Source organism: Brachybacterium sp. (genome assembly GCF_052095815.1).
Lineage (GTDB): Bacteria > Actinomycetota > Actinomycetes > Actinomycetales > Dermabacteraceae > Brachybacterium.
Window position 1 is genome coordinate 60,819 of record NZ_JBQDLF010000002.1, and the last position, 23,724, is coordinate 84,542.

General features: G+C 70.7%; 21 protein-coding genes, 4 tRNA genes and 1 pseudogene. 14 read left to right on the plus strand and 12 right to left on the minus strand.

Annotated features, from left to right (window positions below):
• Window positions 1-27 precede the first annotated feature (27 nt).
• The gene (locus ACTH43_RS01255) at window positions 28-1,035 is read right to left on the minus strand and encodes an ABC transporter ATP-binding protein (protein ID WP_441443112.1); all 1,008 of its coding nucleotides are present in this window, start codon (window positions 1,033-1,035) and stop codon (window positions 28-30) included.
• 198 nt (window positions 1,036-1,233) lie between these two features.
• Here ACTH43_RS01255 and ACTH43_RS01260 point away from each other — a divergent pair, with 198 nt between their 5' ends.
• On the plus strand, window positions 1,234-2,367 hold the full coding sequence (locus ACTH43_RS01260; RefSeq protein ID WP_441443113.1) for a sensor histidine kinase: 1,134 nt from the start codon (window positions 1,234-1,236) through the stop codon (window positions 2,365-2,367).
• Window positions 2,364-3,032: a response regulator gene (locus tag ACTH43_RS01265; protein ID WP_441443114.1), complete on the plus strand. Its 669-nt coding sequence runs from the start codon at window positions 2,364-2,366 to the stop codon at window positions 3,030-3,032. The genes ACTH43_RS01260 and ACTH43_RS01265 overlap by 4 nt, the downstream gene beginning before the upstream one ends.
• 25 nt (window positions 3,033-3,057) lie before the next feature.
• On the opposite strand, the gene ACTH43_RS01270 is transcribed toward ACTH43_RS01265, so the two are convergent.
• The gene (locus ACTH43_RS01270) at window positions 3,058-3,423 is read right to left on the minus strand and encodes a metallopeptidase family protein (protein ID WP_441443115.1); all 366 of its coding nucleotides are present in this window, start codon (window positions 3,421-3,423) and stop codon (window positions 3,058-3,060) included.
• 169 nt (window positions 3,424-3,592) lie between these two features.
• Here ACTH43_RS01270 and ACTH43_RS01275 point away from each other — a divergent pair.
• From ACTH43_RS01275 to ACTH43_RS01295, 5 genes are all read left to right on the plus strand, one after another.
• Window positions 3,593-3,665: transfer RNA gene (locus ACTH43_RS01275), tRNA-Glu, on the plus strand.
• A gap of 144 nt (window positions 3,666-3,809) precedes the next feature.
• Window positions 3,810-3,886: transfer RNA gene (locus ACTH43_RS01280), tRNA-Asp, on the plus strand.
• A gap of 146 nt (window positions 3,887-4,032) precedes the next feature.
• Window positions 4,033-5,055, plus strand: coding sequence for an NADP-dependent oxidoreductase (locus tag ACTH43_RS01285; RefSeq protein ID WP_441443116.1), 1,023 nt, complete (start codon window positions 4,033-4,035; stop codon window positions 5,053-5,055).
• A gap of 112 nt (window positions 5,056-5,167) precedes the next feature.
• Window positions 5,168-5,243, plus strand: a tRNA-Phe gene (locus ACTH43_RS01290).
• 207 nt (window positions 5,244-5,450) lie between these two features.
• Window positions 5,451-6,086: a maleylpyruvate isomerase family mycothiol-dependent enzyme gene (locus ACTH43_RS01295; RefSeq protein WP_441443117.1), complete on the plus strand. Its 636-nt coding sequence runs from the start codon at window positions 5,451-5,453 to the stop codon at window positions 6,084-6,086.
• A 53-nt stretch (window positions 6,087-6,139) separates the two neighbouring features.
• Here ACTH43_RS01295 and ACTH43_RS01300 read toward each other — a convergent pair whose 3' ends face one another.
• Together ACTH43_RS01300 and ACTH43_RS01305 are read right to left on the minus strand one after the other, a co-directional pair.
• Window positions 6,140-6,934, minus strand: a complete 795-nt coding sequence (locus tag ACTH43_RS01300) for an AAA family ATPase (RefSeq protein ID WP_441443201.1) — start codon at window positions 6,932-6,934, stop codon at window positions 6,140-6,142.
• Window positions 6,926-7,978: pseudogene (locus tag ACTH43_RS01305) on the minus strand (MFS transporter); the annotation flags it as partial. The pseudogene ACTH43_RS01305 and the gene ACTH43_RS01300, both read right to left, overlap by 9 nt.
• On the opposite strand from ACTH43_RS01305, the gene ACTH43_RS01310 reads away from it, so the two are divergent.
• Window positions 7,923-9,596 carry a formate--tetrahydrofolate ligase gene (locus ACTH43_RS01310; RefSeq protein ID WP_441443118.1) on the plus strand — a complete coding sequence of 558 codons (1,674 nt, stop codon included), beginning with the start codon at window positions 7,923-7,925 and terminating at the stop codon, window positions 9,594-9,596. The pseudogene ACTH43_RS01305 and the gene ACTH43_RS01310 overlap by 56 nt on opposite strands.
• A gap of 190 nt (window positions 9,597-9,786) precedes the next feature.
• On the opposite strand, the gene ACTH43_RS01315 is transcribed toward ACTH43_RS01310, so the two are convergent.
• Genes ACTH43_RS01315 through ACTH43_RS01340 form a run of 6 tightly spaced genes read right to left on the minus strand, consistent with a single transcriptional unit; the run spans window position 9,787 to window position 16,773 of the window.
• Complete coding sequence (locus ACTH43_RS01315) at window positions 9,787-10,374, minus strand: cation:proton antiporter (RefSeq protein WP_441443119.1); 588 nt, start codon at window positions 10,372-10,374, stop codon at window positions 9,787-9,789.
• On the minus strand, window positions 10,371-11,030 hold the full coding sequence (locus ACTH43_RS01320; RefSeq protein WP_441443120.1) for a monovalent cation/H+ antiporter complex subunit F: 660 nt from the start codon (window positions 11,028-11,030) through the stop codon (window positions 10,371-10,373). The genes ACTH43_RS01315 and ACTH43_RS01320 overlap by 4 nt, the downstream gene beginning before the upstream one ends.
• Window positions 11,027-11,566, minus strand: a complete 540-nt coding sequence (locus ACTH43_RS01325; RefSeq protein ID WP_441443121.1) for a Na+/H+ antiporter subunit E — start codon at window positions 11,564-11,566, stop codon at window positions 11,027-11,029. Before ACTH43_RS01325 ends, ACTH43_RS01320 begins: the two co-directional genes overlap by 4 nt.
• Window positions 11,563-13,143 carry a Na+/H+ antiporter subunit D gene (locus ACTH43_RS01330; RefSeq protein ID WP_441443122.1) on the minus strand — a complete coding sequence of 527 codons (1,581 nt, stop codon included), beginning with the start codon at window positions 13,141-13,143 and terminating at the stop codon, window positions 11,563-11,565. Before ACTH43_RS01330 ends, ACTH43_RS01325 begins: the two co-directional genes overlap by 4 nt.
• On the minus strand, window positions 13,140-13,859 hold the full coding sequence (locus tag ACTH43_RS01335) for a Na(+)/H(+) antiporter subunit C (RefSeq protein ID WP_441443123.1): 720 nt from the start codon (window positions 13,857-13,859) through the stop codon (window positions 13,140-13,142). The genes ACTH43_RS01330 and ACTH43_RS01335 overlap by 4 nt, the downstream gene beginning before the upstream one ends.
• Window positions 13,849-16,773, minus strand: coding sequence for a Na+/H+ antiporter subunit A (locus ACTH43_RS01340; RefSeq protein ID WP_441443202.1), 2,925 nt, complete (start codon window positions 16,771-16,773; stop codon window positions 13,849-13,851). Before ACTH43_RS01340 ends, ACTH43_RS01335 begins: the two co-directional genes overlap by 11 nt.
• Before the next feature lie 150 nt (window positions 16,774-16,923).
• Between ACTH43_RS01340 and ACTH43_RS01345 the strand changes: the two genes are divergently transcribed.
• Window positions 16,924-18,276 (plus strand): MFS transporter, encoded by a 1,353-nt coding sequence (locus ACTH43_RS01345; protein WP_441443124.1) that lies wholly within the window; start codon window positions 16,924-16,926, stop codon window positions 18,274-18,276.
• Window positions 18,277-18,357: 81 nt separating this feature from the next.
• On the opposite strand, the gene ACTH43_RS01350 is transcribed toward ACTH43_RS01345, so the two are convergent.
• Both ACTH43_RS01350 and dcd read right to left on the minus strand, forming a co-directional pair.
• Complete coding sequence (locus ACTH43_RS01350) at window positions 18,358-19,188, minus strand: hypothetical protein (protein WP_441443125.1); 831 nt, start codon at window positions 19,186-19,188, stop codon at window positions 18,358-18,360.
• On the minus strand, window positions 19,185-19,838 hold the full coding sequence (gene dcd, locus ACTH43_RS01355; RefSeq protein ID WP_441443126.1) for a dCTP deaminase: 654 nt from the start codon (window positions 19,836-19,838) through the stop codon (window positions 19,185-19,187). Before dcd ends, ACTH43_RS01350 begins: the two co-directional genes overlap by 4 nt.
• A gap of 231 nt (window positions 19,839-20,069) precedes the next feature.
• Here dcd and ACTH43_RS01360 point away from each other — a divergent pair.
• The 5 genes from ACTH43_RS01360 to ACTH43_RS01380 all read left to right on the plus strand — a co-directional run bounded on the left by ACTH43_RS01360 (window position 20,070) and on the right by ACTH43_RS01380 (window position 23,616).
• Window positions 20,070-20,140, plus strand: a tRNA-Gly gene (locus ACTH43_RS01360).
• Window positions 20,141-20,271: 131 nt separating this feature from the next.
• Window positions 20,272-21,693: a tyrosine-type recombinase/integrase gene (locus ACTH43_RS01365; RefSeq protein ID WP_441443127.1), complete on the plus strand. Its 1,422-nt coding sequence runs from the start codon at window positions 20,272-20,274 to the stop codon at window positions 21,691-21,693.
• Window positions 21,690-22,001, plus strand: coding sequence for a hypothetical protein (locus ACTH43_RS01370; RefSeq protein ID WP_441443128.1), 312 nt, complete (start codon window positions 21,690-21,692; stop codon window positions 21,999-22,001). Before ACTH43_RS01365 ends, ACTH43_RS01370 begins: the two co-directional genes overlap by 4 nt.
• The gene (locus tag ACTH43_RS01375; protein ID WP_441443129.1) at window positions 21,998-22,372 is read left to right on the plus strand and encodes a hypothetical protein; all 375 of its coding nucleotides are present in this window, start codon (window positions 21,998-22,000) and stop codon (window positions 22,370-22,372) included. The genes ACTH43_RS01370 and ACTH43_RS01375 overlap by 4 nt, the downstream gene beginning before the upstream one ends.
• The gene (locus ACTH43_RS01380) at window positions 22,369-23,616 is read left to right on the plus strand and encodes a tyrosine-type recombinase/integrase (RefSeq protein WP_441443130.1); all 1,248 of its coding nucleotides are present in this window, start codon (window positions 22,369-22,371) and stop codon (window positions 23,614-23,616) included. The genes ACTH43_RS01375 and ACTH43_RS01380 overlap by 4 nt, the downstream gene beginning before the upstream one ends.
• Window positions 23,617-23,724: the final 108 nt, after the last annotated feature.

Below are 23,724 nucleotides of genomic sequence, written 5' to 3' on the forward strand. Positions count from 1 at the left end.
AGCGCAGGGCGGGCCGCGCGGTGCTGATCAGCGCAGCGGTGCCGGGGCGGGCTCGGGGGCGGCAGCGGTCTCCGAGAACGCAGCGGCGTTCACGGGCTCCGCGCCACCGGACTGCTCGGCGCTGCCGGTGAGGGCGAAGAATAGGTCCTCGAGCCCGCCGCCGGAGGTCGCACCCAGGGAGGTGAGCACCAGCTGCTCGCGCAGCGCCAGGCGTCCCATGTCCTCAGGGGCGAGGCTCACCTCGAGCTCGGCGTCGAGGCGCTGCTCATAGGCGATCCCGTGCTTGTCCAGGGCCTTCAGGAGGGCGGCTGCGTCCAGTGCGGTGACGCGGGTGCCCGTGCCCGAGTCGGTGGTCAGCTCCTCGAGGGTGCCCTCGCGCACCAGGCGGCCCTGCGAGATGACCACCAGGCGGTCCACCGTCGCCTCGACCTCGCGCAGCTGGTGGCTGGAGAGCAGCACGGTGCCGCCGGCTGCGGCGAAGGAGCGCAGCAGGCGGCGCATCCAGCGGATCCCCTCGGGGTCCAAGCCGTTCGCGGGCTCGTCGAGGACGAGCACGGCGGGGTCACCGATCAGCGCCACCCCGATCCCGAGCCGCTGGCGCATGCCATAGGAGTAGCCGCCTACGCGCTTGCCCCCGGCGTCCTGGAGACCCACCTGCTCGAGCACCTCGTCGGCCCGGGAGGCGGGCATCCCGATCGTGCGGGCGGTCAGCCGCAGCGTCTCCAGGCCGGTGCGGCCACCGTGCAGGGCGCGGGCATCGAGCATCACCCCGATGGTGCGTGCGGGGTGGGAGAGCCGCCGGTAGGGCTCCCCGCCCACGAGCGCCTCGCCGGCGTCGGCCTGCGCCAGGCCGGTCAGGATGCGCAGCGTGGTGGACTTGCCGGCGCCGTTGGGGCCGAGGAAGCCGGTGACGGTGCCGGGACGGCACACGAAGCTGAGGTCGTCGACGGCCGCGCGCTCGCCGTAGCGCTTGGTCACGCCGCGCACCTCGAGGGTGGGGCCGGAGGATGTGGATGAAGGGGTCGTGATGCTCATGGGACGAGACTCCTCCTGCATCACGCGGCCGCGACAGCGTCGCGGGGCCAGGCCGGTGGCGACGAAGGTCGGGCCGCGGGTGGTCCACGGGGACGGCAGGGGCGACCTCCGTCGATCCCGTCCCCGACCTGGGGCGAGGACCGGGCGGACGCTGCTGGTCCGGGCGGGGGCCGGGAGCTGCGCGATTACAGTGGCCACGTGGATGAACCCGGAGCCCCGAGGCGGCAGCGCTGGCAGGAGGTGCTCGTCCTCGCCGTCGTCGTGGCCGAGGCGATAGCGCAGCTGGTCGTCGTGACCTCCCCCTTCGAGCCGTGGCGCGCCGCCCTGACGCTCGTGCTCGGGAGTGCTCTGCTGCTGCGCCATCGGCACTGGCGCTGGCTGCTGCCCGTGCTGCTGGTGCTCAACGCGGCGGTGATGGCGCTCTCGGTGCTGATCATCGTCGTCTACAGCTTCGCAACCCGCAGCCACCATCGGCTGCTGACCCTGCTGGTCGCAGCGCTGGCCGTGGCCGCCGGGGCGGTGCCCTCACTGCTCTGGGTCGGGGCCGGCCCGTACATGGGCATCACCGGACTGGTGGTGAGCACGCTGATCGTCGCCGCCTCAGCCGCGACCGGGATGTACACCTCGACCCGACGCGCCCTGCTCGCCCAGCTCCAGCAGCGGGCGGAGCAGGCGGAGTCCGGACGTGCTGCCGCCGAGGAGCAGGCCCGGCGCGCCGAGCGCACCCGCATCGCCCGCGAGATGCACGACATCGTCGCCCACAAGATCTCGCTGGTCGCCCTGCAGGCCGGCGCTCTCGAGGTGAACCCGAATCTCGAGCGCGCCCAGGTGCAGCAGTCCGCCGGCCTGATCCGGCAGACCGCGACGACCGCGCTCTCGGAGCTGCGCGAGGTGCTGGGAGTGCTGCGCGGCGATGGGGAGGAGGCGCCTCTGGCACCGCAGCCCACCTGGGAGGACGTGCGCCGCCTGGTGGCCACCTCGCAGGACGCCGGCATCTCCGTGGACCTCTTCGATTTCATCGACGATCCGGTGCCCGATCAGCTCGCGCGCACCGCCTACCGGGTGGTGCAGGAGGGGCTGACCAACATCCATAAGCACGCCCTGCACACCAAGGCGCGGGTGGCGCTGATCGGCGAGCCCGGCATCGAGCTGGTGATCGAGGTCAGTAATGTTCTCCCCAAGGGGTTCACGACGGATCTTCCCGGGGCCCGGATGGGCCTGTCGGGCATCGAGACCCGTGTCACCCACGCGGGTGGCACCATCACGTCGGGCCCCACCGACGACGGACGCTTCGAAGTGAGGGCGGTGATCCCGTGGCCGACGGCGACGTGACTCGTGTAGGACTGATCGACGACGACTCCCTGGTGCGTGCTGGGCTGGCGATGATCCTGGGAGCTGATCCGGCCATCGAGGTGGTGGGTCAGGGCAGCGATGGCGCGGAGGCGGTGACACTGGTGCAGAAGCACCGCCCGGACGTGCTGCTGATGGATGTGCGTATGCCGAAGCTCGACGGGATCGCCGCGACCCGCGCGGTCAGCGCCCTGCCGAACCCGCCCAAGATCATCATGTTGACGACGTTCGACATGGATGAGTACGTCTTCCAGGCGCTCGAGGCCGGAGCCAGCGGCTTCCTGCTCAAGGACACTCCGCCCCAGGACCTCGCCCGTGCAGTCCATGTGGTCGCCGGAGGCGAGGCCATGCTCTCCCCCACCGTCACCCGACGGATGCTCTCGCACTTCTCCGACGCCAATCCGGGCTCGCGCCAGGAGCAGCACCCCGGGCTCGATCAGCTCACCGAGCGCGAGACCGAGGTGCTCGGCGCGGTCGGCGCGGGACTGTCCAACGCCCAGATCGGGATGCGGCTGTTCATGAGCGAGGCGACGGTGAAGGCGCACGTCTCGAAGATCTTCGCGAAGCTCGACTGCACCAACCGCGTGCAGATCGCGATCATCGCCCATGAGGCCGGGCTCACGGACCTCGACGCCGACCAGGTCTGAGCGACCCGGCAGCAGTCCTCACGGGTCAGCCCCAGCCGAGCTCGTGGAGGCGGGCGTCGCTGATCCCGAACAGGTGGCCGAGCTCATGCAGCACGGTCACCGCGATCTCCCGGACCAGGTGTTCGCGGGAGATGGCATGGCGCTGGAGCGGGCCGCGGAAGATGAAGATCCGATCCGGCTGGGCGTAGCCGTCGAAGACCGAGCGCTTGTCCAGCGGGATCCCCTCGTACAGGCCCAGCAGCTCGCGACCGTCGGCCTGCTCCGGTGACGGCTCCTCCTCCACCAGGATCACAACATTCGCCTCGGCGATGGCGCGGGCGATCTCCTCGGGCAGCGAGTCCAGGGCGTCATCGACCGCTTCCTCGAACTCCTCGCGACTGATCCGGATCATGGAGCCATCGAACCATGCGCGGGCCGTACGTGGCGGGCTGCGCGCGGGACGTGACGCGACAGCCTGGAACTGCGCCGCATCGTGTCGGATACGACGCATCCATGCCGAACCCGGAGGCATAGATCGCCAGAGATGGGTATGCTCTGCGTCGGGCAGTTCTGCTGCCCGGGCCCCCATCGTCCAGTGGCCTAGGACACCGGCCTTTCACGCCGGCGACACGGGTTCGAATCCCGTTGGGGGTACTTCGCTCCAGGTGCGACGGAAACGTCCGGACCAGGCGAAACGGAAGTGCGAGACGGCTCACAGCCAGTTTGGTCGAGAGCCATCTGAACATCCGGTAGAGTTATTCGAGTCGAAGCGAGTACGCGAAGCGCACAGACACGCATGGCCCTGTAGCTCAGTTGGTTAGAGTGCCGCCCTGTCACGGCGGAGGTCGCCGGTTCAAGCCCGGTCAGGGTCGCCATCGAAAGCAGGCCCCGGAACATCGTTCCGGGGCCTGCTTCGTTCTCTGGATCCCCCAGCAGCCGACGCAGGTTCGAGTCCCCTAGCGGGGCATATGCCACCGCTCGCAGCTCACCCCCTCCGCTCGTTTCCCCTTACGCTCGAGGGATGAGCACCTCCCTGCGCAATCACCGCATCCGCCTCGCCTCACGCCCCCAGGGCGAGCCCGTCCCCGACGACTTCACGCGCGACGTGAGCGAGGTCCGGTCCCCCGAGGCGGGCCAGGTGCTGCTGCGCACCCGCTACCTGTCCTTGGACCCCTATGTCCGCGGCCGGATGAGCGCCGCGAAGTCCTATGCGTCGCCGATGGAGGTCGGGGACGTGATCGTCGGCGGCACCGTCTCCGAGGTGGTCGAGTCCGCGGCCGACGGCTTCGCGCCGGGCGACACCGTCCTCTCCTACGGCGGCTGGCAGGAGTACAGCGTCGAACCCGCCGCGCAGCTGCGCCGCCTGGACCCCGCCGCCGCCCCGGTCACGACCGCTCTCGGGGTGCTCGGCATGCCCGGCTTCACCGCCTACGCCGGTCTGCTCGCGATCGGAAAGCCCCAGCCCGGGGAGACCGTCGCGGTCGCGGCGGCCACCGGGCCGGTCGGCTCTGCCGTGGGCCAGATCGCGAAGATCCACGGTGCCCGCGCGATCGGCATCGCCGGCGGCGAGCAGAAGGTCGCACGCCTGCAGGAGCTCGGCTTCGACGCGGCGCTCGACCACCGGGCCCCGGACCTGGCCGGCAGGCTCGCCGCGGCCGCCCCCGACGGCATCGATGTGTACTTCGAGAACGTCGGCGGCACAGTGTGGGACGCGGTGCTGCCACAGCTCAACGAGTTCGCGCGAGTGCCGGTATGCGGGCTGGCCGCGAACTACAACGCGACCTCGCTGCCCGAGGGCCCCGACCGCAGCGGGCAGCTCATGGGCGCCATCCTCGCGAAGAGCCTCACCCTGCGCGGATTCATCCAGCGCGAGTTCGTCTCGGCGATGTTCGAGGACTTCCTGCGGGACATGACCGGGTGGCTCGCCTCCGGCCAGGTGCAGCACACCGAGGACATCACCGAAGGGCTCGACCGCGCCCCGGAGGCGTTCGCGGGCATGCTGCGGGGCCGGAACTTCGGCAAGGCGATCGTCCAGGTCTCCTGAGCAGAATCCTCGGCCCGACCGCGTCTCGTGGCGTGCCTTACACCACGCCGATCTGGTGAGGTGCCGGCCTCTCCCGCCTGGTACTCTGTTCCCTGGTCGCCTCGGCGGCCGCGGCTCTGTAGCTCAGTTGGTAGAGCGTTCGACTGAAAATCGAAAGGTCACCGGATCGACGCCGGTCGGAGCCACCACCACGAAGCCCCCTGGTACGCCAGGGGGCTTCGTCGTTCTCCAGGCTCGATCTCCTGCTGGGTCCGCCCTCGCGCTAGGTCCGACCCCGTGCTGAGTCCGGCCCCGTGCTGAGTCCGGCCCCGTGCTGAGTCCGGCCTCGTGCCGGGCCCGGTCTGACACTGTGCCCGGTCTTGTGCCGGGTCCTCCACCGCCCTACCGTCGGCCTGGTGAACCCCCGCGACGTCCTCCCTCTCCTCCACGCCGAGCGCCTCGCTCTCGCCGATGCGCTGCGGGACGTGCCCGACGTGGACTGGGAGCGTCCTTCGCTCTGCGCCGGGTGGACGGTACGGGATGTGCTGACACATCTCACCGCCGCAGCGCGCACCCCGACCCTCCCCTGGCTCATGAACATGGCCGCCGCACGGTTCGACACAGACCGGCACAACCAGCGCCTGCTGCACCGGCATCGCGCTGCGGATCCGGCCCGCGGGCTGGCTGCCTTCCGTGACTCGGCGATGTCGTCGGCCGCACCGTTCGGGGAGCGGGCAGGCATGCTCGGAGAGGTCGTGGTGCACGGGCAGGACATCGCGCGACCGCTCGGCCTGCCGCTGGTCCCCGCGCGCGAGGCGGTACGGGTCGTGGCCGAGTTCTTCGCGAGCAAGGACTTCGCCGTCAACAGCCGCACGCTGGTGCGAGGACTGCGCCTCGAGGCGACCGACGATGACCTGGCCGTCGGCGACGGCCCCGAGGTGCGCGGCACAATGCTCGACCTCGTCATGGCGATGGCGGGACGTACCGCTGCGCTCGACGAACTGGAGGGAGCAGGCGCGGAGGTGCTCAGGGAGCGGCTCGCCCAACCCTGAACGCGGCGACCGGGCGACGTGCCCGGAGCTGGGCGGGACGGATCAGGACCGGCTCAGTCGTCCGTCGGCTCCTCCAGGTCCATATCGACCATCCCCCGCTCAGCCTCGACGGCTGCGACGATCTCCTCCACGGCTTCGTCGAGCGACATCTGGCTGGAGTCAATGATCAGGTGATAGCGACCCTCGTCGGTCGGCTCCCAGTGCATGAGCCGGCGCGACATCCGCGGCCGCATACGGTCCTCGCGCACCTGCCGCTGCTCGGCGACCTCGCGGGTGATCCCGTAGTCCGCGGCGGCCCGGTCCACGCGGTCCTGGACATCTCCGATCATCCGGATGTGGACCGCGCCGCGCATGTTGTCGAGGATCGCGGTCGCATCCCGTCCGAGCACCACGCCGCCGAAGCCTTTGACCAGGCCCATCACCTCGTCGATGTTCTTGGAGACCAGATTGGTGCCCACCTGCGCGTCTCCGGAGGCGGTGGCGACGTTGACGTCCATCCCCGGCCAGGAGAAGGAGTGCAGCCATCGCAGGGACCTGCCGGTGGTGTCGTCGGCCAGCACCTTCGGGTTGGAGGAGGACGCCCGTTCGAGATCCTCGGAGCTGAATGCGAGGCCCGCGTACGGCACCCCGAGCTTCTCGGCGACGCGCGGAGCCACGTAGGAGGCGCCGGCGCCGTAGTCCTCGTTGACGGTGACCACCGGGCGGCGGGCGATGAGCTGGTCGCCGCGCGAGGCGAGCACCACTCCCGCGCCGGGCGCGGTCTCCCCCAGGGCGCTGCGTGCTCGCCGCTGGTGGAGCTCCTTGACGATCCCGGTGTGCTCCTTCGCGGTGAGCGGGTACAGGAGCATCACCAGCACCGCGATCAGGCACAGCACGGCAGGTGCCCAGCCGGCGGCGAACTTGATGCCCTGCACCGCCTGGTCGGGCTGGTCCGGAGCGCCGGAGACGTAGCCGAAGGCGGCGATGATCGCGCCGCCCAGGAAGCCGCCGATGCCCTGGCCCGTCTTGCGGACGAAGGAGAGGATCGAGTAGCTGCCGCCCTCGGCGCGGGTGCCGGTCCTCCATTCGCCGTAGTCGACGGTGTCGGCCTGCATCGAGAACATCAGCGCATTGGTGCCGCCGAAGCCGATGCCGTAGATGAGGAAGGCCAGCAGCGTCATCGGCAGGTTCCCGGTCGGGGTGAGGCCCACGATGCTCAGGCCCAGCACGGCGAACATCGCCAGGCCCACGTAGCTGGTGCGCTTGCCGAAGCGTTCCGAGATCCGCGGGATCACCGAGGCGATCGCGATCGTGCCGACCGTCTGCAGCAGGAACAGGAGCGCGAATTATCCGGCGCCGCCGACCACGTCGCGGGCGTAGTACATCATCACCGCGTTCATGGTGAACGAGCCGCCGAGCAGGAACAGCGCTCCCACGCACAGCACGATCAGCGGCTTGTTCCGCCGCACCATCGACATGGTGGTGCGCAGGTTGACGGTGCCCGTGCCGGCCGTGACGACCTCCTTGGTGTTGCGGAAGCAGACCCAGTAGAAGACGAGCGCGAGGGCGGCCAGGACCAGGGTGGCGATCGTGAATTTCAGGCGGATGCCGTCGACGGCCGTGTTCTCGAACTGCGGGGAGAGCACCATCGACAGGATCACGCCGGTGACCGCGCCGCCGATGGAGCGCGCGCCCGCCAGGCGTGAGCGGTCGGTGCCGCCGATGCCGAGCCGGTGCCTGGTCCGCCCCAGCACCAGGTCTGCAGTTCCCGCGTCTTCCTTCTCCCACCGCCGTAGGCTGGTCCTCGGATCAGCCCGGCCCCGTGCCCGGGCGCTCGACACCCAATGGAGGACGACGATGTCAGCCGAGAACCCGGACCTTGCGATCGCCCAGGCGGCGACCCTGCAGCCCATCACCGAGATCGCCGAGAGGGCCGGGGTGCCCGCCGAGGCCCTGGTGCCCTACGGCTCCTACAAGGCCAAGGTCGATGTGCGGAAGATGACGCCGACGGGGACGACCGGGAGACTGATCCTGGTCTCGGCCATGTCCCCCACTCCGGCCGGTGAGGGCAAGTCCACCACCACGGTGGGTCTGGCCGATGCCTTCACGCTGCTGGGGCACCGGACCATGGTCGCGCTGCGCGAACCGGCGCTCGGCCCGATCATGGGGATCAAGGGCGGCGCCACCGGTGGCGGTCACGCCCAGGTGGTCCCGATGGAGGACATCAACCTCCACTTCACCGGGGACTTCCACGCGATCCAGATCGCCAACAACACCCTCGCCGCCCTGGTCGACAACCACATTCACCAGGGCAACGCCCTGAACATCGATCCCCGCCGGATCCAGTGGAAGCGCGTGGTGGACGTCAACGACCGGGCTCTGCGGAAGATCACGATCGGTCTGGGCGGCCCGACCCAGGGCGTTCCCCGCGAGGACGGCTTCGACATCGTGGTCGCCTCCGAGATCATGGCCGTGCTGTGCCTGTCCACCGACCTGAAGGACCTCGAGGCCCGCATCGATCGCATCGTGCTGGGCTTCACCTACGACCGGAAGCCCGTGAGCGTCGCCGACCTGGGCGTGGGCGGCGCGGTCACGATGCTGCTCAAGGACGCTCTGCTGCCGAACCTCGTCCAGACCCTCGGCGGGACCCCGGCGCTCGTGCACGGCGGCCCCTTCGCGAACATCGCCCACGGCTGCAACTCGCTGGCCGCGACCCAGCTGGCGCTGTCCCTGGCGGACATCACCGTCACCGAGGCCGGCTTCGGCTCGGACCTCGGTGCGGAGAAGTTCCTGGACATCAAGGCCCGCCTCGGCGGTCTCTCCCCCGACGCCGGGGTGGTGGTCGCGACCGTGCGCGCGCTGAAGATGCACGGCGGGGTCGCCAAGGACGGGCTGGCGACCGAGGACATCGACGCCGCCCTGGCCGGCACCGTGAACCTCGCCCGTCACGTGCAGAACATGCGCAAGTTCGGCATCGAGCCGGTCATCGCGCTGAACCGCTTCCCCACCGACACCGAGGCTGAGCTCGAGGCAGTGCTCGGATGGGCGAAGGAGCAGGGCTTCCGCGCCGCGCTCTCGGAGGTCTGGGCGAAGGGCGGCGACGGCGGCCTGGCGGTCGCCGAGCAGGTGCTCGCCGCGATCGAGGAGGACGCCCCGGACTTCCGCCACCTCTACGACCCGGCCGAGGGGATCGAGGCATCACTGCGGACCCTGGCTCGCGAGATCTACGGGGCCGACGACGTGGTCTTCGAGGACCGCGCACCGGCACAGCTGCGGATGCTGAAGCGCAACGGCTGGGACACCCTGCCCGTCTGCGTCGCGAAGACCCAGTACTCCTTCTCCGATGATCCCAAGGCGCTCGGCGCCCCCACCGGGCATGTGCTGCATGTGCGGGATCTGGTGCCGAAGATCGGGGCCGGCTTCGTGGTCGCGCTGACCGGCGCGATCATGACGATGCCGGGGCTGCCCAAGGAACCTGCCGCGCTGCGCATGGGTGTCACCGACGCCGGGGAGTCGGTCGGGCTGTTCTGAACTGAACTGAACTGAGTTGAGCCGGGGCGGGCCCGGCAGCCGGTGCGAGCCGGGCGGCCCGGCGGAGCGAAGGGCGCGGCGGGGCGGGCGGGCCGGCCCGGCGGAGCGAAAGGCGCGGCGGGCCGACGAGCCGGGGTGTCGGCCCGTCACCGGTGGTCGCGGCGGGCCGACGAGCCGGGGTGTCGGCCCGTCACCGGTGGTCGCGCTCGGCGACCTCCTCGGCCTCGAGCTCGGTCTCGTCGTCGAGGTCGATATCGATGATGTCCTCGTCCTCGACGTCGTCCGCGCGTTCCTCCGGGTCCACCCAGTTGGGATCCGTGAGCGGTTCGACGGTCTCGGTGAGCACGTTCTCGGGGAAGCGATCCACGTCGCCGTCGGCCATCCCCCGGTGATCGTCCCCCTCTTCGTCGATGAAGCCGTCCTCGTCATCGTCATCATCATCGGTATCTGCCAGCCGGGGGCTGAGCTCGTCGATCGCGTAGTCGCCGCCGCGCACGAAGCCGCGGCGGAAGGCGGCACGGCCCACCATGACGCTCGAGACCGGCACGGTCAGCATCTGGGCGAGCAGCACCACCAGCAGGAAGGCTGCCAGGGACCAGGAGCCCGAGAACAGCGCCGCCCCGCTGAACACCAGGATCAGCCCCAGCACCTGGGGCTTGGAGGCTGCATGGATGCGCATCAGCACGCCGTCGAAGCGGTTGAGCCCGATCGCGGAGACCACGCCCAGCAGCACGCCGCCGGCGATCAGCACAGCGGCGATGATCTCGATCGTCGTCATCGGGGCTCCTCCGTCGTTCCGGGATCACGGACGCCGCGGCGCTCGTCCTCGAAGCCGCGCCAGCCCGGCTGGGCACCGAACCCGTGCTCGTCCCCGTCCTCGAACGGCTCCGGCTGCTGCGGGGCGTCGCGCCCCTCCCCCGGCCGGCCTGTCTCCTCGAGAGCCTCCCCCGGCTGGAGCGGATCCTCCAGCGGGTCCTCGGCGGTCAGCGGGTCCTGGGACTCGGCGTCGACGAAGGTGTTGCCCGGCGTGCTGCCCGGTGTGCTGTCCGATGCGCCCCCCGGCGCCTGGTCCCAGGCCTCCGAGCTGGAGGGGTCGGGGTGGATCGCCTCATGGGGGCCGGTGTCCGTGCGCGGCTCGCGGGAGTGGCGGGTCCGGCGGCCCTGCATCGGGTCCTCGCGGGCCACGAAGCGGGCGAAGGTGACGGTGCCGATGAAGGCCAGGCCGGTGAGTCCCAGCAGTGCCGGCCCCGCCCAGGCCGCCTGGGCGTGCGCGGCGTAGAGGGCCATGCCCATCACCACCAGCGTGACCAGGGAGTCGCTGGAGATCGCACGATCCAGGATCGTCGGGCCCACCACCATCCGGTACACCACGCCCAGCGCAGCGGCCGCGAGGATGGCGGCATAGATGACCAGCAGGATCTCGAAGGTGCTCATCGCAGACCCGCCTCCTCGAGGACCTCGCGGCGGCCGACGGCCCACAGCAGCCGCTCCTCCTGGGCACGGACCTGTGCCCGCGCCTTCTCGACCTCCTCGGGAGTCCCGGTGTTGAAGGTGTGCAGGAACAGCATCCCGGTGGCGCGCTGCGCCTCGACCACGACAGAGCCGGGGATCAGGGTGCACAGCACGCCCGTGAAGGTCAGGAAGAAGTCCGAGCGCGACGCCATCCGCACAGCGATCACCGAGCTCGGCGGCTGCGGGCCCGGGCGCAGCGAGTAGTAGCCGACCTGGATGGCGGAGACCACCACATCGGCCAGGAAGCGGGCCGCGAAGAGGAGGAAGCGCACCGGGCGCAGGGTCAGCTCGTGGCCCGTCGGCGGCATCGGGAACAGCACGAAGACGAGGACGGCGACCGCGATGCCGCCCAGCACGTTCTTGAGGTCCACACCACCCCACAGCAGGCACCACAGCGCCACCGAGACCAGCGCCCAGATCCATGAATGCCGAAGGTCCCTGAAACGTCGGGAGATCATTCGTCCACCTCCTGCCCGTTGCCGTCGAGGCGGTGCCCGGCGTCATCGATCCGGTACTGCAGCTCGCCGGCGGCCTCGTCGCCGAGCACGGCGCCCACATACGGGGTGCGCTCGAGGATGGAGCTCGCCGCATTGTCGGCGTAGGTCATGATCGGGCCGGCGAGCACCGTGAGCACGAGCGAGAAGGCGATCATCGCGGCGGTCGCCCCGCCCATCACCTTGGGCAGCGGGACGTCACGGGCGATGATCTCGGCGCTGGGCTCCTGCCAGAAGGCGCGGTTCCAGATCTTGGCGATCGCATACAGCGTGAGCAGGCTGGTCAGGACGCTGATGACGATGAGGATCCAGCCCGCGGTGCGGTCGTACTGGATGCCCGCCTCGATCAGCCCCACCTTGCCGATGAAGCCGGAGAAGGGCGGGATGCCGGCGAGGTTCATGGCGGGGATGAAGAAGAGCACCGCGATCACGGGGGCCAGCTTCTGCAGCCCGCCGAGCTTGATCAGGTTGGTGGTCCCGCCGCGGTGCTCGATCAGGCCCGCCGCGAGGAACAGCGTGGACTGCACGGTGATGTGGTGGGCGACGTAGAAGATGGTTGCGCCCATGCCCAGCTGCGTGCTCATCCCGATGCCGAACAGCATGTAACCCATATGGGAGACCAGCGTGAAGGACAGCACTCGCTTGAGGTCCGTCTGCGCGACGGCGCCGAAGATGCCGATCAACAGGCTCAGCGCCGCCGCGGCCAGCAGCAGGTTCTGGATCTGCGAGGCCGGGAAGAGCAGGGTCTCCAGGCGCAGGATCGCGTAGATGCCGACCTTCGTCAGCAGGCCCGCGAATACGGCGGTGACCGGGGCGGGGGCGGTCGGGTAGGAGTCCGGCAGCCAGGCGCTGAGCGGGAAGATCGCGGCCTTGATCCCGAAGGCCACCAGCAGCATCAGCTCCAGGACCATCCGGATGCCGGGGTCCAGGCCATCCAGCCGGACCGCGAGCTCTGCCAGGTTCACGGTGCCGGTCGCGGAGTACACGGCGGCGATCGCGGCCAGGAAGATCACCGAGCTCAGCAGCGAGACGATCACATAGGTGGTGGCTGCGCGCACACGGCTGGCGGAGCCGCCGAGGGTGAGCAGCACGTAGCTCGCCGCGAGCAGCACCTCGAAGCCGACGTAGAGGTTGAACAGGTCGCCGGCGAGGAAGGCCATCGACACCCCGGCCACCAGGGCGAGGTAGGTGGGATGGTAGATCGCCACCGGGGTCCGCTCGGTGTTCTCGCTGACTGTCTGCGCGCTCGAGTACACCAGCACCGCGAGGGTGACGAAGCTGGAGACCAGCAGCATCAGCGCGGTAAGACGGTCCGCGACCAGCACGATCCCCAGCTGCGGGGTCCAGTTGCCGATCTGCAGGACCAGCACGCCCTCCTGCGAGACGTAGTAGCCCAGCACCATGGAGACGGTGAAGATCGCGGCCAGGGTGAGGATCGCGACCCAGAGCTGGATCCGGGTGTAGTGGCGCAGCAGCAGCGTGAACGCGGCACCGGCCAGCGGAAGCATCACCGGCAGCGCGAGGAGCAGTTCGATGCTCATCCCTCACCCCGCCCATCTGTGTGCTCTCGGTCGGTATCGGTGGCGGGGCCCGCGCCGGGCACGCTGCCCATGTCCTGGGACGCCTGGTCTGCAGCGGAGTGCCCTGCGCGCGGCGGGTCCTCGGGCCGCTTCCCTCCCTTGTCGGCACGGCGACGGCCGGGCCGTGGGGGCGGCGGCGCACCTCCCTCGTCGGCCTCGGTGGCGTCCTGCGGGACGTCCTCGGCACTGGTGAGGTCCGAGCCCAGCGGATCGTCGTCCTCTGCGGCGAGCAGTCCCTGGGACTGTGCCAGGGCACCGCGGCGGGACTCCTCCGAGAGCGCCTGGGACCAGGGCAGGTGGTCGGTCTCCTCGGGGCGGCGCCTCCGCCGACGCAGCACCCGTCGGTCCTCGACGTCGTCGGGGACCTCGTCGTGGCCGAAGAGCTGCCAGGCCCGGTAGGCCAGGGCCATGCCGAAGGCGGTGATGCCCAGCGAGATCACGATCGCGGTGAGCACCATCGCGAAGGGGAGCGGATCGGTCATCTCCGCAGGATCGCCGGTGCCCTCGAAGGGTGGCAGCCCGGGCTTCCCGGCGGCGATGATGAACAGCACGTTCACGCCGTTGCCCAGCAGCACGAAGCCCAGGATGATCCGCGAGAGGGTGCGCTCGAGCATGAGGTAGACGCCGCAGGTGATGAGCACCCCGGCGATCAGGAGCAGCGAGAGACTAACGGGCATCGATCTCCGCCTCCTGCTGCTGGTCGATCTGCGATCCGAGCGACCGCAGGAAGTCGAGCATCACGCCGACGACCACCAGGTAGACGCCGACGTCGAAGATCAGTGCGCTGGGGAAATGCAGCTCCCCCAGCAGCGGCACCTGCACCACCGGGGTCGCGCTGGCGAAGACGGTGCCTCCGAAGAGCACCGGGAGCACGCCCGCCAGGACCGCGATCGCCATCCCGGCGCCGAGCACGAGACCCGCCTGCACCGGCGCGGCCTCGCTCAGCTCGTAGCGGCCGCCCGCGATATAGCGCAGTGCCAGGGCGAGACCTGCCACCAGCCCGCCCGCGAAGCCGCCGCCGGGCAGGTTGTGCCCTGCCATCAGCAGGTACACCGAGAACATCATCATCATCGGGAAGGCGAGGCGTGTGATGACCTCGAGCATGACCATGCGCCTCTCGGGGGCCAGGGTCAGTCCCGCGGAGAGCCAGGTCCGCCAGCGGTTGCCCTCGGAGACGTCATCCGGGCGGGCGTCGAAGTCCAGGGCATTCTGGGGCAGCTCGGAATCCATCCGTCGCGGCCAGATGGAGGTCTTGGACTCCAGGTCGCGCACCCGGGAGATGGGGCGTTCGCGACGGGTGACGAAGATCAGCGAGGCCACCCCGGTCGCCACCACCAGCAGCACGGAGATCTCGCCCATCGTGTCCCAGACGCGGGCATCGACCAGGGTCACGTTGACCACGTTGTGGCCGCCGCCGATGGTGTACGCCGGCTCGATCAGGCCCGGGCCGAGCGCCTCGCGGTAGCGGGCATCGGCGGCATACAGGGTGCCGCCGCACAGCACCACCGCGGTCGCGATCGCGATCCCCCAGCGTCCCCAGGCACCGATCCGCAGGGGTCGGCGGGAGAAGTGGATCGGCAGGCGACGCAGCACCAGCACCAGCACCACGGTCATCGCGGTCTCGACCAGCACCTGGGTGGTGGCGACGTCCGGTGCGCCGGCGACCAGGAAGAGCAGGGCGACGCTGTAGCCCGTCACGGTGATCAGGAAGACGGCTCGCAGTCGCCGACGGGAACGGGCGGCGCCGAAGGCCGCCAGCGCCGCCACCGGCAGCAGGATCAGCTCGAGAGGATGCTGGAAGAGCACCAGGTTGTCCGGCAGCGGGGCCTGGGACACCGCGACCGGCCCCACCAGGGCGATCAGCACCACCAGCATCGTGCCCAGAGTGTAGGGCAGGGACCCTCGCTGGAACAGCGCGGTGGCCGCGATCGACAGCGCATCGGTGCCGCGCAGGATCCGGCGGAAGCCGCGCTCGGCATCGAAGGCCTCCAGCAGGCCGCCGTCGGCCCAGCGCTGCGGGGAGACCCGCTTCTGGAGCTTCGCGAAGGGCTTGGCGAGCAGGGCGAGTCCGATGCCGAGGCCGAGGGTGAGCACGGAGGCCAGCAGCGGGACTCCCAGATGCGGGATCACCACCAGGTGCACTCCCGGGCCGGTCTCCGGCAGCACCGAGGAGGAGGCGCGCAGCACCTCCTCGAGCGGGCCGGTGGCGACGGCGAGCGCCACGGAGAACACGGCCACCAGCGCGGGCGGCAGCCAGTAGAGCACCGGGATCTGCGGCTTCTGGACCCGGGGAGCTCCCGGGGCGGGCCCGAAAGCGCCCCAGACGAATCGCCAGGAGTAGGCGACGGTGAGGATCGATCCGGCGATCAGGGCGAGCAGCAGCAGGCGCTGCCAGCCGCCCGCGTACCAGAGCGCGGAGTAGATCGATTCCTTGGCCACGAATCCGTACAGCGGCGGCACCGCGGCCATCGAGGCGGCGGAGAGGGTGCCGATCACCGCGACGACCGGCGCGACCCTGCCCACTCCGGACAGCACGCGCAGGTCACGGGTGCCGAACTTCTTGTCGATGATGCCGACGACCATGAACAGGGGTGCCTTGAACACCGCGTGCGCGATCAGCATCGCGAGGCCTGCGAGCACGGCATCGTGCGTGGCCAGGCCGGTCACCGCGGCCAGGAATCCCAGCTGCGAGACGGTGCCGTAGGCGAGCAGCAGCTTGATGTCCGTCTGCCGCAGCGCCCGCCAGCCGCCGACCAGCATGGTCGCCGCACCCACGGCGGCCAGGATCATCGTGATCACTTCGAGGTGGGTCAGTGCCGGGGCCATGCGCAGGATCAGGTAGACCCCGGCCTTCACCATCGCCGCAGCATGGAGGTAGGCCGAGACCGGGGTGGGGGCGGCCATCGCGCCAGGGAGCCAGAAATGGGTGGGCAGCAGCGCCGACTTGCTGGTGGCGCCCGCCAGGATCAGCACCATCGCGGTGACGAGATACGGGCCGGCCTGCTCCCACATCGGATCACCGACGATCACCGAGAGCCGCATCGACCCGGCCTGCGAGGCGACCATCAGCAGGCCCACCAGCATCGCGAGCCCACCGGCGGTGGTCGAGATCAGGGCATTCAGTGCAGCACGCCGCGAGGCCTGCTTGTCCTGGTAGTGCCCGATCAGGAGGTAGGAGAAGACGGTGGTGAGCTCCCAGAAGGTGTAGATCACCATCACGTCATCCGCGAGCACCAGGCCCACCATCGCCCCTGCGAACGCGGTCAGCACCCCGGCGAAGCGCCCCAGCCCGGGTTCGGTGTCCTGGAAGTAGCGCGCGCAGTACAGCAGCACGATCGCGCCGATGCCGGTGGCGATCAGCGCCAGCACCCAGCTCAGCGGATCCAGCCGGAAGGCCAGGTCGATGCCGAAGGCGGGGATCCAGGGGATCGATTCCTCGCGCGGGAGCTCCGCGAGGGCCCGGGGGTCGATCGTGGCGAGCCAGAGGGCTGAGGCCCCCGGCACCACGGCCAGCGGATAGAAGGCGTTCCGACCGATCCATCGCACCAGGAGGGGTCCCACGAGCGCCGCCACCAGGTGGGCGAGCAGCATCAGGAACACGCGAGTCTCCAACCGGAGCAGGGGGAAGGGGCCGACGACATCTTACGGGAGGCCGCGCCCCCATTCCTGAATCAGGGGCATCCGACCACACATCTCACGGACTGCGGCACCGACACCCCGGCTGCTCCGTAGAGTGAGCACATGGCCACCATCTCGGACCCGGAGGCGCACGTGTCCGCTTCCCGCCCCGCGCGCCCGCCCGTCGTCCCCTTCGCGCTGTGGGACGGAGGGATGTCGGCCTTCAGCTCGGTGATCCTCACGTTCGTGTTCGCGACCTATGTCGCCAGCGCCGTGGCCGCCGAGGGTGCCGTGGGCGATGCGGCGATCACGGCCGCGCAGGCTCACGGCTCACAGGTGCTGACCACCTGGCAGTCCATCGGTGCGGTGGCGGTCGCGCTGCTCGCTCCCCTGCTGGGGAACCTCGCCGACCGGGGCGGTGCCCGCAACACCCTGCTGCGCGTCACCACCCTCGCCACCGTCGTGGTGATCGCCCTGATGCCCCTGGTCGCGCTGGACTCCGACTACCTGATGCTCGGCGCGGCCCTGATCGCGCTGGCCGTGGTGTTCAGCGAGCTCGCCGGGGTGTTCGTGAACTCCGTGCTGCCGGAGATCTCCACCCCCGCCAACCGGGGCCGCATCTCGGGCACGGCCTGGGCGGTGGGCTACTGGGGCTCGATCGTGTGCCTGGCCGTGGTGCTGGTGCTGTTCGTCATGCCCGGGACCGGGCTGCTCGGGATCACCGGCGAGAACGGCTGGAACTACCGGGCGATCCCGCTGTTCGTCGCGCTGTGGATCCTGGTGGGCACGATGCCGCTGATGCTGCGGGCCCCGAAGCACCCCGCCTCCGCCCCCGGCGAGAAGTGGAACCCCTGGCAGGGCTACGCGCACATCGTGCGCCGCGTGATCCGGGCCTTCCGCGAAGAGCCGATCATGCTGCAGTACCTGGTCGCCTCGGCCATCTATCGCGACGGCCTGGGAGCGGTGTTCTCGATCGCCGGAGTGCTGGCAGCGAACGCGTACGGCTTCTCCTTCACGGAGATCATCATCTTCGGCATCGCCGCGAACCTGGTGGCCGGCGTCGGGGTGTTCCTCGGAGGTCGCGTCGATGACCGCGTGGGGCCCCGTCCTGTGATCATCGCCGGGTCCCTCGGGGTCATCGTGCTGGGCCTGGTGGTGCTGTTCTTCAGCTCGAGCCTCGTGTTCTGGATCGCCGGCCTGGCGATCTGCCTGTTCGTCGGCCCCGTGCAGTCCGCGTCGAGGAACCTGCTCACCCGGCTCTCGCAGCCCGGTCGGGAGACGGAGAACTTCGGCCTCTACGCGACCACCGGCCGTGCGCTGGGCTTCCTGGGCACCGCCGCCTTCGCCGCGACGGTCGCGATCTCGGGCGAGACCCGCACCGGGATCTTGGGGATCGTGCTGGTGATGGCCGTGGGGCTGATCGCCTTCGTGCCGATCCGGCTCGGTGCCGCCGGGCGGGCTCCGGCGGCTGACTGAGGACTGGAGGCGTCAATGGCGCAGGCCGGCCCTCCCGCCGTAGGGCTGGAGGGTCAGCGGCGCAGGCCCGCCCTCCCGCCGTCAGCCGAGATCAGCAGGGTCGACCAGGAACCCCTCGAGGTCCACGACGTAGCCACCGACGCTCTCGATGAGCAGCCCGGCGATCAGTCCGATCCGCCGGTAGGCGTGCTCCCACCGCTCGGCGACCTCGGCCGAGGGGACCTCGACCGCATCCTCTTCCGGGTCTGCGGTGACATGCACCACCTGGTACTCCACGGCGTCGTCGAGCCATTCCAGCGCGGACAGCGCCGCAGGGCGAGAGCTGAGCCCCACCCGCACCGAGATCTCTTCCCCTCCCGGCAGCGAGATCGAAGCGCTGTACCCAGAGCGGGCGATATGTTCGGGAACCTCGTCGAGCGAGATCTCCGACTCGAGCGGGGCGAGCAGCTCGACCAGGGACTCCGGGGCCAGCGCGTGAGCGCTCACCACGCTCAGATCACGGATCTGGAAGGGATGCGGCTCGAGCCGCACACCGCCGTCGGTGACCACCGCGCCGTAGAGACGACGGCCCAGCGACCAGGCGAGGTCCAGCGCCCGCCGCTCGGCGCCGAAGGGCATCCCCTCGGGGAAGGCCCGGTCGTAGCCATGGGAGTCACCCATACCCTCGGGCAGCGGCACCTCCCGCTCCCGCGGGGTCTCCAGATCCCAGCGTCCCGCACCGCGCGGCGAGCGGTCCGGCACCAGGCGCACCTGCGCCTCGAGCTCGATCGCGCCGTCCTGGTCCTCGCCGGCGTCGGGGAGCACGTTACGGATCATGGTGAGGACGTCACCGGGGTCGGTGTCGCGGGGCAGCTGCAGACGATGCCGGGTGCGGCTCTGCTCAGTGCTCGACGGGGGGACCGAAGCGGTCACTGCTCCTCCTCGACAGGGATCAGGGTGCGATGGAAGTTCTGCGCGGAGCGCGACGGCGTCGGGCCGCGCTGGCCCAGGTAGCGGTTGAGATTCCCGGCGCTGCCATAGGGGCGCTCCGAGGCGCTCGAGAGCTGGAAGAAGCACAGCTGCCCGATCTTCATCCCGGGCCAGAGCGCCACCGGCAGGGTCGCCATGTTCGACAGCTCGAGAGTGATGTGGCCCTGGAAGCCGGGGTCGATGAAGCCCGCCGTGGAATGGGTGAGCAGGCCGAGCCGTCCCAGGGAGCTCTTCCCCTCGAGGCGCGCGGCGACGTCATCCGGCAGCGTGATCTGCTCATAGGTCGAGGCGAGCACGAACTCCCCCGGATGGAGCATGTACGCCTCCTCGGGGTCGACCGCCACCTCACGCGTGAGATCGGCCTGCTCGAGTGCAGGATCGATCATCGCGTGCTTGTGGTTGTCGAAGAGGCGGAAGAAGCGGTCTATCCGCACATCCACGGAGGCGGGTTGGATCATCTCGTCATCGAAGGGGTCCAGGCGTACCCGACCGGCCTCGATCTGGGCCCGAATTTCACGATCGCTGAGCAGCACGGCGCCCAGACTAGTCTCCCCGCGTCGAGGAAGGCACAGCATCCCAGCATCACCGCCCATGGCGGGGCTCCACCGGTGGGGCATCGCCGGTGGGGCATCGCTGGCGGGGCTCCACTGGCAGCGCATCACCGGCGGGGGCCTGCCGCCGGTGCGGAGGAAGCGCCCGCGCTCCGCCCGGACAGGACGCGCGGCGCCGGTTGGCGGAGCACTGCCGGGAGAGGGTATGCTGATTCGCGTTCGCTCGAGCAGCCGTGGTCCTCCGGGATGGCAGGCCAGGTCGGACGGCGTTTCGCGGGTGTAGTTCAATGGTAGAACTTCAGCTTCCCAAGCTGATAGCGCGGGTTCGATTCCCGTCACCCGCTCCGCAGGGAAACCCCAGGTCAGACGGCCTGGGGTTTCGTCTTTCGCGGCCTGAGAGCGCACCGTAATCCCTTCCGAAACGTCCCGGCGCGGGGCTTTGCGGGGCTTCATGCTCCGCGGAAGGGATACGACGATGCCTCGTCGCCGCTCACATCGCGAGTTCGGACAGATCGACCGCCAGCGCTCGGGCCGCTACCGCGCCCGCTTCACCGCCCCCGACGGGCGCATGGTCTCCGCGCCGGCCACCTTTGCCACCAGGCCCGAGGCCAGCGAGTACCTCGCCCGGGTACGGGCTGAGCTGCTCGCCGGCAACGTCGCCGCAGTCGCCCCCTCGCAGGTGACCCTCGCGCAGTACGCCGAGAGCTACCTGCGCACCTCCGCTCCCTCGCTCCGGCCCCGCACGCGGGACCTGTACCAGCGACTGACCGACCGCTGGTTGCTCCCTGCCGTCGGTGAGGGCACCTCGCGGGTCCAGCTCGGGCCGCTGCCACTGGGAGAGCTGTCGATCCCGCTCGTGCGTGAGTGGCACGCCGCCGTCGTCTCCCAGGCCCATGCCGACGTCGTGCGCGCTGCCCGTCGCAGCGTGGCGCGAGCCGAGTCCCGCTCGCACCCGGCCCGCGCCTGGGCCAAGAGCGAGGGGCTGGAGGTAGCCCCCACCGGACGCCTACCCCGCTCGCTGGTCCAGGCGTGGGAGCGCGCCGGGTCGCCCCGCCCCGGCGAGGTCACGGTGCCCGAGAGTGCCGGACGCACCGGAGCGGCGCAGGCGTACCGCCTCCTGCACACGATCCTCGCCCAGGCGGTCACGGACGGATTGATCGCGGCCAATCCGGCCCGGGTGAAGGGCGCGAGCACGGTCGATCACCCCGAGCGCCTGCCGTTGACACCCGAGCAGGTGAGCGCCCTCGCCGAGGCGATCACCCCCCGCTACCGGGCCGCGGTGCTCGTGGCCGCATGGTCCGGACTGCGCCCCGGCGAGGTGTTCGCGCTGCGCCGCGGCGACGTCGATCCCGAGGCCCGTACCGTCACCGTCCGCCGCACGCTGGTAGAGATCGCAGGCGAGGCCACCCGCTACGGCCCACCGAAGACCGCCGCGAGCCGGCGCACCGTGAACCTGCCGGCCTCCGTGGCGCTCGACCTCGCCCAGCACCTGGAGACCTACACCGATCCTGACCCTGAGGCGCTGGTGTTCAGCACGCCTCGCAGCGGCGCGGCGCTGCGCGCCGGCGACCGCTCCCGGGCGATCCGTCCCGCTCGTGAGGCGATCGGACGTCCGGACGTGACCTGGCACCATCTCCGGCACACCGGTGCGACCCTCGCCGCGATCGCGGGCGCGACGCAGGCCGAGCTACAGCGACGCATCGGGCACTCGACCTCTCGCGCGGCGGCGATCTATCAGCACGCCCGTTCGGAGCGGGATCGCTGGATCGCCGATCAGCTCGACACGCTCACCTCTCCGCAGCCCGATTCTCCGACCCCGCCGACGCCGGAGCCGGTCACCGACGAGCCGGCCCCCGCGCGCTCCCGAGCGCATCTGTCCCTGGTGAGGTCGGCATGAGCATCTCGCGCACCTGGCCGGAGGTGATCGCCGCGCAGCGCCGCCGCTACACCGTCGCCGGCACCCCGCAGGCGCTGGCCGACCTGCGCTGCGGGGCCGTGAGCGCGGTCGCCGAGCACCTCGCCGACCTCGCCCCTGGGCAGGTCACCGTCGCCGAGCTGCTGGAGACCCTCGCAGCGTTGGGACTGGACCACTACACCTGGCACCTGCACCGGCTCGCCCTGCTCGACGCGCTCCCTGCCGCCGCGCTCCCGACGATCCGAGCGCCCCGACCCCTGACCGTCCGGCCCCGAGAGGTGACCCTGTGAACGACCTTGGACCCGAGGAAGAGCTGCCGATCTGGCACGCCTGGATCATCGCGCTGATGTGGTGGGAGCAGTCCCGTCCCGCCCCCGAATGGGCGCTGAGCGACGACGGCCTGCCCGTGACTCGCGACCGCGGCCCCGCCGCTCTGCTGGCGGTGCTCGATGAGCTGGGCGAGCCGTCGCCGCTGGACGTGACCGGAGAGGACCTCGCTGCTGCCGCCGAGGCCGTGACCCCCGGTCTCCCTGCCGACCTCGCCGCCGCGCTGCCGGAAGCGCTGGCCGACTTCACCCGCTGGGGAGTGAGGGTCGGCGTGCTCGACGGCACCGACGACGGCCCCGAGACCAGCCGACCCGTCCTGGAGCTGCTGCGATGATGAAGCCCGCCGACCTCGCCGCCCTCGCCCCGCGCGAACAGTGGACCTATCACCTGCTGATCTTCGACCTGCACCTGGCCGCGACCGGTGCCGCGGACAGCTCCCGTCGCAAGCACTCCGGCGTCCTCGCGCAGCTCCGGGACGCCCATCGCAACCAGGCCCCGTGGGCGCTGTCTCATGAGGACCTCGTGGCATGGCTCGCCGCCGAGGCGATCGCCCCGGCCACCTGGCGGTCCAAGGCCGCGAGCGCTCGCGCGTTCTATGCCTGGGCGGTGAAGGCCGGTCACCTGGCCGAGTCCCCCGCTGGCGCACTCCCGACCAGCCGCCCCAAGAGCCTGCCGGCCCCGCGCACCGGTCCGCAGCGCAAGAGCGGACCGCCCCGCGCCGTGGTCCCCGAGGCATGGCGCGAGCCGCTGGCCGCATTCGACGTCCACCAGACCGTCCGCGGACGTCCCGAGACCACCCGAGCGACCAGGCGGCAAGAGCTGTCCCGACTGGCGAGGCGAGCCGCCCCGCTGGGACCGTGGGAGCTGAGCGAGGCAGACCTGTACGCGTATGTCATCGCAGATCAGGGACTCGCCCCGGAGACGAGGCGGACCCGCCGAACCACCCTGCGCACCTTCTACCACTGGGCCGTGGACGCCGGCCACCTGGAGACCTCCCCCGCCCATCGCCTCCCCCCGGTCAGCGTCCCGCAGCCGCTGCCGAGACCGATCCCCGACCAGGCCCTGGCAGATGCACTGGACGGGGCCGACGATCGCGTGCGCCTGATCCTGCGGCTCGCCGCCGAGCTGGGACTGCGCCGAGCCGAGATCGCGCAGGCCCACACCCGGGACCTGCACGAGGTGGGCGGACGCACCCTGATGCTCGTGCACGGCAAGGGTGCTCGGGAGCGCACGGTGCCCGTGCCGCAGCGCCTGGCGCGCTACCTTGCCACACTCACCGAGGGATACCTGATGCCTGCCGCCTCCGAGGCCGGTCACCTCACGCCGCGGACGGTCGGCAAGCTCGCCGCCGCCGCGCTGCCGGCCCCGCACTCCCTCCACAGCCTCCGGCACCGCTATGCGACGTCGGCCTATCGGGTGAGCCGAGACCTGTACGCCGTGCAGAGACTGCTCGGGCACTCATCGCCGACCATCACACAGCGTTACGTCGGCCTGGACGTCGCCGGTCTGCACGGCCTCGCCGATGCGATCGCCGAGGGCCCGCTGCCGGCCCCTTCACGACTGAGCGCGGGCGCATGAGCACCGCCCGCCGCCTCTCCAGCACATGTCCAGTGCCTGTCCGGTCGCTATCCACTTTTGGGGGAACCGTGGGACAGCGCCCGCGCCTGCCCTCGAACGTCTGAGGAG